The organism is Shewanella phaeophyticola, from assembly GCF_025398315.1.
GTDB lineage: Bacteria > Pseudomonadota > Gammaproteobacteria > Enterobacterales > Shewanellaceae > Shewanella > Shewanella phaeophyticola.
In genome coordinates, this window is the sequence record NZ_JAODOQ010000001.1 from 1,737,426 (window position 1) to 1,751,771 (window position 14,346).

Genomic DNA, 14,346 nt, shown 5'->3' on the forward strand with positions numbered 1-14,346 from the left:
CTAATTAGTGATCCTTATGGTAGTCGTAACCTGAAACAATGGAGTCGACAGAGTTATGTTTAAAGCGAATGCCAGACCACACCGCCATATACACATGGATCACCACAAAGATGATAAATGCCCAGGTTAAATAGTGATGAAAAATCCGCAGATTTGCTAAGCCGCCACAAAGCGCCGTAAACCAGGCGGCCATATCACCTAATAAACCACCAATACCTAAGTGATACACATTGGCATAAAGCGCCAAACCGGTAATACAAATGATTAATGCCACAAATGAAATCGCCACATAAGTCATAAACTGTAACCAGTCCATACACCCCAGATTTGTGTAAATTGCCCATCCAGAAGTACGATTTAAGCTGCACTATCCAGCTGTTAATACTCATAACATCTTTAAATGATTTTCTTTCAATGTCATTACGACTAAAGAAAAACAAATAAAACCGCACTAAGGTGATACTCGTGAGTAAAAATCCGAACACAATGTGAGCAAAGCGGATCCAACCTTGCACTAACACGTCTGAGCTTTCAGGTGCCACTAAAAATGGCCACGAGATATAAAACCCGGTGATCACTAACACCAAAATGGCCAAAGCGCGAAGCCAATGAAATATGCGAATGGCCGGAGTAAATATCAGCTTCCTATTGTGGGTTGCGATATGTTCCATACTTTATCCCTCCTAATCCATTGGCCTAATTAAAATCCGTTAGGATCAATTTTGAATTGGCCAAGCGTTTGTTTGTTGTAATCCATCACATGGACAGAACACGCCATACAAGGATCGAACGAATGGATAATACGAATCACCTCTAGCGGCTTAGTTGGATCTTCAAGTTGTAAGCCAATGAGCGATGCTTCATAAGCGCCCATTTTTCCTCGTGCATCAACAGTAGCCTGCATTCCAGGTTGTGGGCACCACAGCTTGATAGTTTTCAACCTTACCGTCTTTAATGCGGATCCAATGGCTAAGCATGCCGCGTGGTGCTTCAATCATCGAATAGCCTTCATAGACCTGATTAGGGTCAATTTCAGGTTTAACATAGGTCGATTCATCAGACTGAATGTTGGTCAGTAATGCGTCAAAAGTGACTAAACTGGCCTGGCCGACGAGTAACGTTTGCAGCATACGTGCAGCGGTTCTACCTAAGGTGGTAAATAGCGCATCGATAGGTAAACCAGTGCGAGCCAACAGACCATCAACGGCATTGACGACGGTTTGATTACCACGGGCGTAGTTCACCAATAAGCAGGCAAGAGTGACCCACTTCAACCGGCTCGTCTTGATAGCGGGGTGACTTAACCCATGAATATTTACCGTCACCGTCTAAAGTCGGTAATTTGCCATACACAGTATCGCGTTCCACAAACCCTGTGTAATCAGGAATGGTTGTGCCTTCGTATGGATGTTGTGCACCATCGGCTTTGTACCAGGCGTGTGTAACATCTTCGCGGATTAAATCAGGATTAATGTCCATCACATTGGCTAAATCGCCTTTAATGATCACCCCTTGTTTAAACAAGTTTTGACCATCGGCCATAATAAAGTCATCACCACACAAGAAACTGCTTACGTTCACACCACCGAGCACACTGGCTTCAGTGCCAAATGCTTCTGCGGCCATCACTATGTCAGCTTGATACGCACGTTCAATAAAGTCTTGTACAATAGCGTGTTTTTGCTTCCACTCTTGCAAGCGTGCTGGGCTTAACATGTCGCGTACAGAGGTGACACCACCGACCACAATCGATTGTGGGTGAGGGGATTTACCGCCAAAAATGGCAAGCATTTCAGCCGCTACCCGTTGTACTTCTAGTGCTTTTAAGTAATGTGATAACGCAATAAGGTTTTGTTCTGGCGTAAAGCGATAAGTGCTATTCCCCCAATATGCATTAGCAAATGCACCAAGCTTGCCGGTTTCGACTAAGCCTTTCACTCTAGCTTGTACTGCTTTTAATTCACCTTCACCTGCAGCAATGGGGGCGTCTGAATAATTCATAGCCACTTTAGCCGCTAATGCAGGGTCGGCGCTTAATGCTGACACCACATCAACCCAATCTAGGCCATGTAAATGGTAAAAATGCACGATATGATCATGCATATACAGTGATGACTGCATTAAACTACGCAAGTACTTTGCATTGAGTGGAATTTTTACCCCAAGGGCATTTTCAACGGCCTCAGTACCACAACGATAATGCGAATAAGTACACACGCCACAAATACGCTGCACAATTAAGCCCACATCCATAGGTGTGCGACCTTTTAATATTACTTCAATACCGCGCCACAAGGTCGATGATGACCAGGCTTTAGTGATGACATTGTTGTCATCGACTTCAACTTCTACGCGTAAATGGCCTTCGATACGGGTGATTGGGTCGATTACGACACGTTTACTCATGATTATTCCTCCAAAGGCTTAGCAAATACGCTAGCTACTGCATGGGCGCCAATACCAACAACGGTCGCACCTAAAATAACCGCTCCAATGGTGTCTGCGGTGGCATCAATGCCGTGTAAAAGTTGACGTCCTAGTGGTTTCTCAAAATCCGCCATGTCATCCCAGAAATTCGGTTCAGAGCAGCCCATACAGCCATGACCGGCTAACACTGGCCAACTGGTGTGATGATTAAAACGTTCGGTAGGGCAGTTGTTATAGGTATAAGATCCCTTGCAGCCCACTTTGTATAAGCAGTAGCCTTCTTTGGCACCTACATCGCCAAATTCTTCAACAAACTCACCAGCATCAAAACGGCCTCGACGTTCGCAGTTATCATGTACCCGTGCACCGTAGGTACCATTTAGGGCGATTAAACATGTCTAACGCAGGTAATTTTCCAAACATAATGAAGTACATTAATGTGCCAACAATGTTCTTCTCGCTTGGTGGACAGCCACCAAGGTTAATCACGGTTTTATTGACCACCTCATGCACACCTTTTGCTCCAGTTGGGTTTGGTGCAGCAGCTTGTACCCCACCAAACGCGGCGCAGGTGCCGACTGAAATAATGGCGGCAGCATTTTCAGCGGCTTCTTTGACAATGTGCAACCCAGTGTGTCCCTTACAACCTACGGTTAAATACGCGCCGTTATTGGCGGTAGGCACCGCGCCTTCAACGGCGAGTAAATAACGGCCTTTGTAGGTTTCTAAGGCATGCTCAAGGTTTTCTTCAGCTTGCCAGCCCGACGCGGCCATTAAGGTCTCATGATACTCAAGTGAGATATGATCAAAAATTAAGGTGTCTAGATTTGGCGAGTCGGTACGAATAAGCGACTCAGAGCATCCGGTACACTCAGCCATGTGTAACCAAATTAACGGCACACGATCGGCTAATTCAGCAGCTTGAGCCACCAGATTACTAAAGGGTAAAGGAAGAGCTAACATTGCGGTGACCGAAGCGATTCCATTTAATGAAGTCTCGGCGAGATATGCCTAGGTCGGCCATTTTTTGTTGTAAGGTTAAAGGCTGACGTTGAGCAAATTGACGTAAATAATCAATCCGCTCTTGGCCTTGCTTATAAAGGGCTGCATGTGTGTCCATGTTGATACCTTCTACTTAATATAGCGCGGGGCTAATAAATAATTGCATTCCATCAGTATCAATATTAAAACTCAGCCAAAAATCATCCTTGATGTAAATCAACTTGCTTAAAATTCTCTTAACATATCCTTTATATTTGTGTCTAATTTATGATGTTGATCAAGTTAACAAATTTGCACATGGACAAATTGTCGCAATCGCATAATGCTCCCAAAGTGTGATCTCGAAGGTGTTATCTGTCTATTATTGAATCTAATGTCATTATCTAATCAATATTTACTGAGCGTTTACCTTGTTTTCTCACGGTATAGACAATAGAGTGTCGGCTATAAAGGCATAGCATTTTTTAATAAATTTTTAACAAATAGGGCGTGGGTTTGGCAGATAACATAGCATTAGTCATCGATTTTCTTTTTGAGCATAAATTGTTTTTAACGGCGCTAATCGTCGTGATCATTTCATTGATTAAACACGTCATTATTACGGCAATCCGGGGTGACGTTGCATTTTTGTCTGATGTGCAGCGTAAATGGATGTCACGCACTAAAAATGGCGTTTTTGTACTCACCATATTAATACTGTTTTTGTTGTGGCAAACCGAGGTAAGCAAATTTGCCTTATCAGTTACAGCCATTGCCATTGCGCTAGTGATTGCTTCTAAAGAAATCATTCTGTGTTTTACTGGTTCGATTCAGCGCGCGAGTTCACGTTCGTTTGTGATTGGAGATTGGATTGAGGTGGGCAATATTTATGGTCAGGTGATTGAGCACAATCTAATGGCGACCGTCATTCAAGAAATTGACCTACAAAATGGACAATATCATTTCACCGGTAAAACCGCGACATTACCTAACAGCATGTTTTTTACTTATGCGGTTAAAAATCATAACTTTTTAAAGCGCTATGTTTATCACCATATTACGATCACCGTCGCCAAATTTGACAATTTATACCCGTTATTTCCGGCGTTAATTAAACAAATCGACCATCATTGTGAAGACTTTATTGAAGTGGCTAAACGCTATAACGGCGTGATTGAAAAGCATGCAGGTGTTGATTTACCAGGAAGTGAACCGCATATCCACGTGACCAGTGGTGCAACGGGTGAGCAAAATGTCCATATTATGATATTTTGTCCAACCGAGCGCGCAATAGAATTAGATGACTTAATCCGTCAAGATTTTATGCAAGCCTACCACCAGCATTTTGGACAACAGACCCAGCAGTAAGGCAATAAATGGCTTTACGGGCATTGGCGAAGAGTGACACTTCGCCGATATTTTTATCTCTAAGGTTTTTGAGTGGCCACAACAGTTTGTGCTACGGGGGGCTTATGCTGAAGTTTGATATAGATAAACAATGACAAAATGATTATCCCGCCTCCAATTAACTTTTGAGCTTCAACTACTTCCCCTAGCAAACTAACAGATAAGATCAAGATCCAAATGGGTTCAAGAAGCATGATTAATGAAGCTTTTTCAATCTTAACGCTGAACTGACCTAGGGTTTGAGATAGGTAGCGAATACACGTCGCAACAAATGTCGATACCGCAAACCAAAACAAAATGTGGCTATTTAAATGCACACTTTCAGGGCTCATAATCAGCATCACAATCAGGCCGACACTGCCTATCATAAACAATTGCACACAAATGGAAGTCAGTGGCTTAACGCTGTTTAATACCTGTTTGTTGAGCACAAAATGCAACGATAACAGCACCGACGACAATAAGAAAAACCATTGGCTTGTTTCAATAATCCAACCATCGGTTAAGGTCAGCAACATAATCCCAATACATGTGACCGGTAGCGTAAGCCAAAAAATTCGTGGTGGACTGATTTTATACAGTAGCCATGAAATAAACGGCGCAATGATCATCGCTAGACTCATAATAAATGCACCTACTGACAAGGTATTCGAGATAGAAATCGCATAAACCCACACCTCAATAGAGGCTGCCAATACCAAACCCACAGTACAAAGTGACAATACCTGTTTAAACCTTAAGGCAAAAACTTGCTTAAAACAAAAAGGTATTAAAATAATGCTGGCCAGTAAAAATCGGGCGGTAACAAAGGTTTCGCCAGGTACTTCTAAAATCACTAACTTTGAGGCTATCCAGCCTATACCGGCCAACATAGTGGACAGTAAAATCAATAATTCACCACGGTATGATTGTGTGTTAATCAAAGTAGGACTTCCAAATTGATGACAGGGTGATGAGGAGTGTCAAATACTAACAAAAATAAGAGGTCGCTAAAATAAAAAAGCGACTCATCAGAGTCGCTTATTGACTTAATTTACATTGTGAAAAAGCCGTTAACCATGTTGATTTTTATAGCTATTGATTCAATCAATCAATTGAACATGCTTAACTAGCTTGCACTGTATTCTGGGTAATCAGTTAGGCCTTTTTCTGCGCCGCCAAATAATGTCTCAGGTGTATGCGCCGTTAAAGGGTATCCGTGTTTAATGCGTGTAGGTAAATCTGGATTTGAAACAAATGGACGACCAAAACCAATCATATCAGCGAGTCCCGCTTCAATGGTTTGCGCAGCCGTTTGTGCGGTATATCGACCCGCATAAATTAATATGCCTTTATATGCCGCTCTTACAGATTCTTTAAAGCCTTTTGGGGTTTCTGGCGCATCATCCCAATCGACTTCAGCAAAGTGAATATAAACCACATTGAGTTTATTCAATAATGTAGCCGCCGCGACATAGGTTTCAACAGGGTTAGTATCAACAGTACCATTGAGTGAGGTAAACGGGGCTAGGCGCACGCCAACTCGTTCAGCGCCAATGGCTTCAGATACCGCCGTCACCACCTGGGCAAGAAAACGCAGGCGATTTTCAATATTGCCACCATATTCATCAGTACGGTTATTGGCATTTGAGTCAATAAACTGATTAATTAAATAGCCGTTTGCAGCATGTAATTCAATGCCATCAAAACCTGCTTCTATGGCATTCAACGCAGCTTGGCGGTATTGATCGACGACATGGTCAATATCAGCTTTTGTCATTGCGCGAGGCATCACTACATCAACAAAATCGGGTGCATTTGAGCCATCATCAACAAACACTTTTACATTTTCAGCTTTAAGGGCAGAGGATGAAATGGGCTGTTCGCCATTAATGTTATCGGGGTGTGTCACACGGCCAACATGCCAAAGCTGGGCAAAAATGGTGCCGTTGTTAGCATGCACAGCATCAGTGACTTTTTTCCAGCCAGTAATTTGCGCTGCACTGTAAATTCCTGGTGTCCAAGCATAACCTTGACCTCATGGCTGAAATTTGTGTGCCTTCTGCAACAATAAGACCTGCAGAAGCACGTTGGGCATAATACGTGGCCATTATGTCGTTGGCTTCGTTGCCCGGTTGTGTGGCACGCGAACGGGTCATTGGCGGCATCACAATACGGTTTTTCAAGCTTAAATGACCCAGTTCAATGGGTTGAAATAATGCATCTGACATTGGGTATTCCTTGCAAAGTAGTAGATTGAACTTGAATTAGTTAGATTTGGTCAATATCTGAAATGACATAAAAAGGGAATAAGGCTAAATGTAATTTTTTAGCGCATCAGCAAAATACAAACCAGCCTGACTGATGAAAGATGAATCACAATAGTGATATGTTACACCCACTGAATGAAAGATTTAAATTATGATAAATTATCAATTTAATAATTTTTTGTTATCACTCTCAATCAATTATCGTAAGAGGGAGGTCAGGCTTAGGTATTGATAATCGCTATTCATCATCAATCACCATCGCTTCTTTAATCTCATCACTGCTAAAGCCTTTGCGTGACAAATAAGCATAAGCTTTCGACTTTTCTTTATAATCAGCTAAGTTATAACGCTTTTTGGCCAGCTCATTTTTGCAGCTTTGATAAAAATCGACGTCATCAGACAAACTGAGTTGATACACCGTGTCTTCGAAGTCAGTCACATCGATTAGCCGTTGTTTGAGTTCTTGTAAAATCAGGGTTTTACCTTTGCCTTTATTGAACAGCTTGATTATCTCTCGGGATAAGTCGGCTTTGTCTGCTTTAATGGCTAATTTTGAACGCAAGGTATCGCGCTGCGGATGTTGGGCTAACGCGTGGTCAATTTCGGCTCGCGAAAAACCTTTAGTAGTCATTTGCGCATAGACTTTTTCTTTGCTGGTGGCACTAAAATTATCGTACTTATTACGCAACCTCACAGCGGCCATGGCATAGCTATCAATCTGTTGTGCCTCAACCACTTGCTCAATCGCGTGTTCAATATCGCTAATGGCTATACCGCGTTGTTGTAATTTACGTTTTATTGCACCCGCGCCAACTTCATTGCTAAACGCCAGCTCACAATAGCGCACCGCAAATTCAACATCTTGTTTTACATAGCCGACTTCAAGCAACCTCGCCAATACGATATCAATCCATTGTGGGTTATCGGTTTTGCGTTCAAGTTTGCTGCGGATTTCCTTAATAGTGAAATCCTGCTGGCTTAAATGCCAATAAGCACTATTGAACACATTATCAATGGTTTTCGCTTGTCGAAGTGGAGGACGCTGCATAATCGTTTGTCGATTGATAGTGAATTTAGCCACATTCTAGCAGAATGTAGCTATGGGATACTGCACTTCTCACTCTTGCTTATGGTGTTGTAAGGTGATCAACAACATAAGCCCTGTTTTTCGCCTTAAACCACATGATGCTGGCTAACGCGCCAATGCTAAATTGAATAATCCCTAAACTGTGGATTAAATTATCTGGGTGTAATGTCACCAATGTCATCCCAATTGCGCCTGCCATCATAGAGCAAAACTGGATCACCGCGACGGCAGAACCTGTGTCACTGGTTTGTTGTTCTAGCATTAAGTTAATGCCCGGTACACGGGTTACAATGACCATTAAGGTTGCAGGCGCAGCTAGGCAAGCAAACAACCATGGCGATAAGTGACCTATGTTGTATGTGAGTATGCCAATCAGCATTAAAATAAAATAACACACACTAATAATGTTACTGACCTTCACTCGGTTAGATAATTTGATATAAATGCTTGGATCAAATGAGGCAAAAAAAGCATTAAACGCGAACGCATAACTAAAGGTTTGTTCAGATAAACCGAAACCGTCGATATAAATGTATGAACCAGCAGCCAAAAATGACATTAAGGTCATCGGGGGCAGAGTAAAAATCAACAGCAGCGAAATAAATCGAGGGTTATTTGATACCACCGCTAATCGGCCCATGATCGTAATATTGATCCCGTATAACGTTGCGGTATGGTTTCACTAAACCCACAGGCAACGACTGTCGAAAAAGCACCAAAAATAGCCAACGCAAAAAACATCATATGCCACGAGCCTATTTTTAATAAAAATGCGCCCAGCACTGGGGCGACCATAGGTGCAATGATCACTAACGACATTATCGTCGCCATAATTTTTTCGCGCTCGCGGCCAGTATATAAGTCTTTTACGATAGCGGTGGCCACCACAGTGACGGCACTACCACCAAACGCTTGCATAAGCCTAGCACCAATCAGCATCTCAATATTGTTTGCCAGTGCACACAACAAACTGGCGACCACATAAATGCTTAACCCCAGCAACATAATGGGTTTACGGCCAAACTTTTCACTTAGTAGTCCCCAAAATAATAACCCCAGTGCATACGTGACAAAGTAAACACTGAGAGTCAGGTTTACCATGGTTTGCGTGGTATTAAGCATCTCGACCATCGTAGGCAAGGCCGGTAAATACAGGTCGGTTGTTAACGGTGGAAATGCGCTGACAATCACCAAAAAGAACAATGTGCCAGATGAGCCTAACAAGGGTTGTTTAACGTTCAATCTTATACTCCAACTGATTGAAATTTATTCAAAACGATAACCATTTAAATTGACAATATATTGTACCTTATGGTGGGTTAAGGCAGGGTTAAGCTGAAGCATTTTTTTGGAAACAACCATGAGTTTTTATATTTCAAAACATATTGTTACATATCTATTTACATTCAATTACGTTGTGATGACATAGTTTTACAACACGCCATGTAAAATTATCTCATTAAAATAATGCGCTAAATACCTAGCGACAAAAAACTTCACGTTAAACTTTGAACATTTTGGTTGTTATAAATTTACTCTCAAAATCAATCATTGTAATTAACCCATGTTGTACCTGTGGATGTGACTAAAACATGAAAAAAACCAGTAGAAAAAAACTGATTATCGTCATCATTACCATCGTGTTGATAATTGCGGGTGGTGCTTTTTATGTCTTAAACAGCGGCAGTCCCGCACCAAGTTATGCCACTGAACCTGTTCGCCGTGGTGATATTGAAAACAGTGTGTTGGCTAATGGCATGCTACAAGCATCTAAGTTAGTCAGCGTGGGCGCGCAGGCTTCAGGACAAATTATCAATTTACCGGTTTCGCTCGGGCAACAAATTAAACAGGGTGAGTTAATTGCTCAAATTGACAGCTTAACTCAGCAAAATACCTTGAAAGAAGCCATTGCCTCACTGACAAGTAACGAAGCAGAATACCGAGCCAAACAAGCACAAATAAATCAGGCACAACAAGAGTTTGATCGTCAAAAAGCCATGTTAGCCGACAACGCCAGTTCAAAAGCAGACTATGAATCAGCGCAAGCATCATTACTCGTATATCAAGCCGAACTCGACCAATTAAAAGCACAACAAGAGCAAGTTAAGCTCAGTGTAGAAAGCGCACAACTTACCCTTGGCTATACCACTATTAAAGCCCCAATGGATGGAATGGTGGTGTATACCGCGGTGACAGTAGGTCAAACCGTTAACTCTTCACAATCTACTCCAACCATTGTTGAGCTAGCTGATTTAAGTAAAATGACCGTCAAGGCACAAATATCTGAAGCTGATGTAATCAAGGTTAAACCAGGGCAATCGGTATACTTTACGATTTTAGGTCAACCTCAAAAGCGTTTTCACGCCACATTACGTGCGATTGAACCAGAGGCCGACCATTATGGACGGTGACGACAGTGATATGACCTCAAGTGACACCGACGCCATTTATTACAATGGCCTGTTTGATGTTGATAACCCTGACGGTGTGTTACGTATTGGCATGACAGCAGAAGTGTCGATTATTCTTAATCAAGCCAAAGATGTCATTGTTGTGCCATCACAAATACTGCAACGTAATCCTGAGCCAAGGCCGAGCTTTAGCGTACCGGTATTGGTTAATGGTGAAATTGAAAATCGCAATGTCACTGTTGGTATTAACAATAAAGTCAATGCCGAGATTACCGAAGGACTTGAAGAAGGCGATCAAATTGTACTCGGGGCAGCCTCATCCGATACTTTTAGTAACAAACGAGGCAATCGACGCCCACCGATGGGGTTCTAGGTCATGAATGAACCTTCTTTACTCAATGTATCAGGTGTTTATCGCTCCTTTAATGCTGGCGAGCAACAACTCACCGTACTTAACGACATTAATCTCAACATCAAACGTGGCGAAATGGTGGCGATTGTTGGCGCCTCAGGCTCGGGCAAATCGACCTTAATGAATATTTTAGGCTGTTTAGATAAACCGTCTAAAGGGCAATATTTCATTAATGGTCAAGACACCTCCACCATGGATGCAGACCAATTAGCGCAATTACGTCGTGAACATTTTGGTTTTATTTTTCAACGTTATCACTTATTAGGTGATCTTGATGCCGTAGGTAATGTGGAGATCCCCGCAATTTATGCCGGTAAAGATAAAAAACAACGTACTGAACGTGCTCAAAGTTTATTGTCTCGTTTAGGGCTTTCAGATCGGCTTGACCATAAACCCGGCCAACTTAGTGGTGGGCAACAACAACGAGTCAGTGTGGCACGTGCGCTCATGAATGGCGGCGATGTGATCTTAGCCGATGAGCCAACCGGTGCACTAGATAGTCACAGCGGTAAAGAGATGATGAGCTTGCTACAAGAGCTTCATCAGGATGGTCACACCATTATTTTGGTCACCCACGATATGGACGTCGCTCATTTTGCAGATCGCATCATTGAGCTTAAAGACGGGGTGATTATTCGTGATGTTGAGAATGCACAGCCAACAGCACAAAAGACATTACCTGATGTACCCAGCACAAATACCTCGTGGTTAAATTGGGACCGTTACATCGAAGCATTTAAAATGGCCTTGCTTGCCATGTTATCGCATCGGTTGCGCACCTTTTTAACCATGCTTGGCATTATCATTGGTATCGCATCAGTGGTGTCAGTGGTGGCGCTCGGTGAAGGTTCGCGCCAATCTGTATTAGAAAACATCAGTTCTATGGGAACCAACACCATTGATATACGATCCGGTACCGGGTTTGGCGACAGACGCTCTGCCAGGATCCGCACCTTAACAGCGCAAGATAGCGAATCGCTTAAAGTGTTGCCCTATGTCGACAGTGTCACACCTTCAATTAGTAGCGCAGGCACTATTCGTTATGGTAATCAGGCGGTTTCAGCCAGTTTTAGCGGAGTGGGAATCGATTACTTTAGGGTGCGAGGTTACACGCTAGCCGCTGGACAATATTGGGATGATGCCAGTGAGACTGATATGGCGCAGCAAGCAGTCATTGACGATAACACACGTAAATCATTGTTTCCTGAGCGTCCAGCGGTTGGCGAAGTGATTTTTCTAGACGATTTACCTGTGCGTATTATTGGCGTCACCCAAGCTAAAGAAAGTGCATTTGGCAACAGTGATTCACTCAATGTTTGGGTGCCTTACACCACAGTGTCTGCCCGCATGGTCGGTCAGCGCTATCTTGACAGCATTACGGTGAGAATTGATCAAACAGCATCAAGCAGCGCAGCAGAGCAAGGCATTATTGCACTACTCAAAATGCGCCATGGTACAGAAGACTTCTTCACTATTAATACCGACACGATCAGGCAAAGTATCGAAAAAACAACCCAAACAATGACATTGCTTATCTCCGCCATTGCCGTGATTTCACTTATTGTGGGTGGCATCGGGGTGATGAATATTATGTTGGTGTCTGTCACCGAGCGTACCCGAGAAATAGGTGTGCGTATGGCGGTAGGCGCAAGGCAAGGCGATATATTACGCCAGTTTCTCATTGAGGCGGTATTAGTGTGTTTATGTGGCGGTGCCATTGGTATTGGCCTTGCGTTCTTCATTGGCCAAATATTTGCCTTTAGCGGTGGGAGTTTCCAAATGATTTACTCTACGGCATCCATTGTTGCTGCATTTGCCTGCTCAACGTTAATTGGAATTTTGTTTGGCTTTTTGCCTGCCCGTAATGCTGCTCAGCTCGATCCCGTTGATGCATTAGCGAGAGAATAATAATGATAAAACCAAGTGTTACACTCAAACTGTCAAGTATTGCACTGTGCATGTCGCTCACTACCGCCTGCAGCGTTACTCACACTGATTTTACGCCGCCCGAGGTGAGCATACCTGCAAGCTGGCAAAGTGTGAGCGTTAATCAGCAAGTTAAACTTGACCCCTGGTGGCATCGCTTTAATAACCCAGAGCTTAACCAGCTTATCGAGCAAGTGTTATTAACCAATAACGATTTAGCGCTCGCTACGTTAACCTTACGTAGCGCAAGGTTGCAAGCGGGGTTAACCGACACACAACGCTACCCACAAATCAGTGCCAACATGGATGGCAGCAAAACAAAAAACCTTGATGGCGGCTCCAGCACAAGTGACTATGGCACTAATTTATCATTGAGTTACGAAGTGGATTTATGGGGTCGTGTTTCTGCAGATATGGACGCGGCTAAATGGGCCAGCTTAGCCAGCGAACAAGACAGAGAAAGCACCGCTCAAAGTTTAGTGTCTACAACTGCAACATTGTATTGGCAAATTGGTTACCTTAAACAAAGCCTTACTCTTAGCCAAAATAGTATTGATTATGCGCAGCAAACTTATGATCTCGCAGAGCGTCAATATCGTTCTGGTGCCGTGTCGCAGCTCAATGTATTTGAAGCAAAACGCAGCTTAGCAGGCCAACAGGCAAGCCATAGCGAACTTGAGCAACAACTCGTAGAAGCGCAAAATGCCTTAGCCATTTTGTTTAATCAGCCGCCAACTCAAATGGCCATTAACATTAAGCAGTTACCAGACACTGAACTGCCTAGCATTGCAGCAGGTATTCCTGCCGATGTGTTAATCCGCAGGCCAGATGTGAAATCGGCACTGTATGATCTTAAATCAGCTTATTCAGCAAAAGATGCCACCTTTGCCGGTTACTTACCCACGTTGTCGCTATCGGGTGCTTTGGGTACATCATCAACAGAGCTAAAAGAATTACTGCAAAACCCCATTGGTACGCTGGGAGCCAATTTAGTATTGCCCTTTGTGCAATGGAACGAAATGCAACTGTATAAAGCGCTTGCCACCGTTGAGGTTGAGTCTGCCGTTGTGAGCTACAGACAAACCTTGTATAACGCATTTCAAGAAGTCGATAACGCCATTTCTGCACGGCAACATTACCAATATCAGGCGCAAAAATTAACTGAGCAATACCAAGCTGCTACGGCTGCGGAACATATTTACGCCAGCCAATATCGCAATGGTGCTGTCAGTATTCAAGACTGGTTAGATGCCCAAGAAACCCAGCGCAGCGCCGAAGTCTCGTTATTAGCCAACCGTTATAATTTGTTTAGCGCTCAAGCAACATTATATCAAGCCCTTGGCGGCAGCGATATTGCGCCTGCGGTACCGGTTCAACAAACTGAGTAAATGAGATTGCCCCTTAACCTTAATCCTCAAAGCACGCTCTCGCGTGCTTTTTAACTTT

7 protein-coding genes and 5 pseudogenes are annotated in these 14,346 nt (G+C 43.2%); 4 read left to right on the forward strand and 8 right to left on the reverse strand.

What is annotated here, in order from left to right:
* Positions 1-4: 4 nt before the first annotated feature.
* The 3 pseudogenes from cybH to hyaA form a co-directional block, all read right to left on the reverse strand.
* Positions 5-671: pseudogene (gene cybH, locus N4T56_RS08180) on the reverse strand (Ni/Fe-hydrogenase, b-type cytochrome subunit).
* Positions 672-700: 29 nt separating this feature from the next.
* Positions 701-2,406 (reverse strand): annotated as a pseudogene (gene hyaB, locus N4T56_RS08185) (nickel-dependent hydrogenase large subunit).
* 2 nt (positions 2,407-2,408) lie between these two features.
* Positions 2,409-3,547, reverse strand: a pseudogene (hyaA, locus tag N4T56_RS08190) (nickel-dependent hydrogenase small subunit).
* 377 nt (positions 3,548-3,924) lie between these two features.
* Here hyaA and N4T56_RS08195 point away from each other — a divergent pair.
* Positions 3,925-4,776 carry a mechanosensitive ion channel family protein gene (locus N4T56_RS08195; protein WP_261732861.1) on the forward strand — a complete coding sequence of 284 codons (852 nt, stop codon included), beginning with the start codon at positions 3,925-3,927 and terminating at the stop codon, positions 4,774-4,776.
* Positions 4,777-4,835: 59 nt separating this feature from the next.
* On the opposite strand, the gene N4T56_RS08200 is transcribed toward N4T56_RS08195, so the two are convergent.
* From N4T56_RS08200 to N4T56_RS08220, 5 genes and pseudogenes are all read right to left on the reverse strand, one after another.
* Positions 4,836-5,738 (reverse strand): DMT family transporter, encoded by a 903-nt coding sequence (locus N4T56_RS08200; RefSeq protein WP_261732862.1) that lies wholly within the window; start codon positions 5,736-5,738, stop codon positions 4,836-4,838.
* Positions 5,739-5,923: 185 nt separating this feature from the next.
* Positions 5,924-7,025, reverse strand: a pseudogene (locus N4T56_RS08205) (alkene reductase).
* A 277-nt stretch (positions 7,026-7,302) separates the two neighbouring features.
* Positions 7,303-8,112, reverse strand: a complete 810-nt coding sequence (locus N4T56_RS08210; protein WP_261732863.1) for a RecX family transcriptional regulator — start codon at positions 8,110-8,112, stop codon at positions 7,303-7,305.
* Positions 8,113-8,191: 79 nt separating this feature from the next.
* Entirely contained in the window at positions 8,192-8,791 is a 600-nt protein-coding gene (locus N4T56_RS08215) for a hypothetical protein (RefSeq protein WP_261732864.1), read from the reverse strand.
* Positions 8,779-9,393 (reverse strand): MFS transporter, encoded by a 615-nt coding sequence (locus N4T56_RS08220; protein WP_261732865.1) that lies wholly within the window; start codon positions 9,391-9,393, stop codon positions 8,779-8,781. The genes N4T56_RS08215 and N4T56_RS08220 overlap by 13 nt, the downstream gene beginning before the upstream one ends.
* 350 nt (positions 9,394-9,743) lie before the next feature.
* Here N4T56_RS08220 and N4T56_RS08225 point away from each other — a divergent pair.
* The 3 genes and pseudogenes from N4T56_RS08225 to N4T56_RS08235 all read left to right on the forward strand — a co-directional run bounded on the left by N4T56_RS08225 (position 9,744) and on the right by N4T56_RS08235 (position 14,288).
* Positions 9,744-10,935, forward strand: a pseudogene (locus N4T56_RS08225) (efflux RND transporter periplasmic adaptor subunit).
* A gap of 3 nt (positions 10,936-10,938) precedes the next feature.
* Positions 10,939-12,882, forward strand: coding sequence for a MacB family efflux pump subunit (locus tag N4T56_RS08230; RefSeq protein WP_261732866.1), 1,944 nt, complete (start codon positions 10,939-10,941; stop codon positions 12,880-12,882).
* 2 nt (positions 12,883-12,884) lie between these two features.
* On the forward strand, positions 12,885-14,288 hold the full coding sequence (locus N4T56_RS08235) for an efflux transporter outer membrane subunit (RefSeq protein ID WP_261732867.1): 1,404 nt from the start codon (positions 12,885-12,887) through the stop codon (positions 14,286-14,288).
* Positions 14,289-14,346 lie beyond the last annotated feature (58 nt).

Excerpts from the sequence above, each read along its gene's own strand:
- N4T56_RS08210 (WP_261732863.1), bottom strand. The coding sequence starts at position 8,112 with ATGCAGCGTCCTCCACTTCGACAAGCGAAAACCATTGATAATGTGTTC.
- N4T56_RS08215 (WP_261732864.1), bottom strand. The coding sequence starts at position 8,791 with ATGGGCCGATTAGCGGTGGTATCAAATAACCCTCGATTTATTTCGCTG.
- N4T56_RS08230 (WP_261732866.1), top strand. The coding sequence starts at position 10,939 with ATGAATGAACCTTCTTTACTCAATGTATCAGGTGTTTATCGCTCCTTT.
- N4T56_RS08235 (WP_261732867.1), top strand. The coding sequence starts at position 12,885 with ATGATAAAACCAAGTGTTACACTCAAACTGTCAAGTATTGCACTGTGC.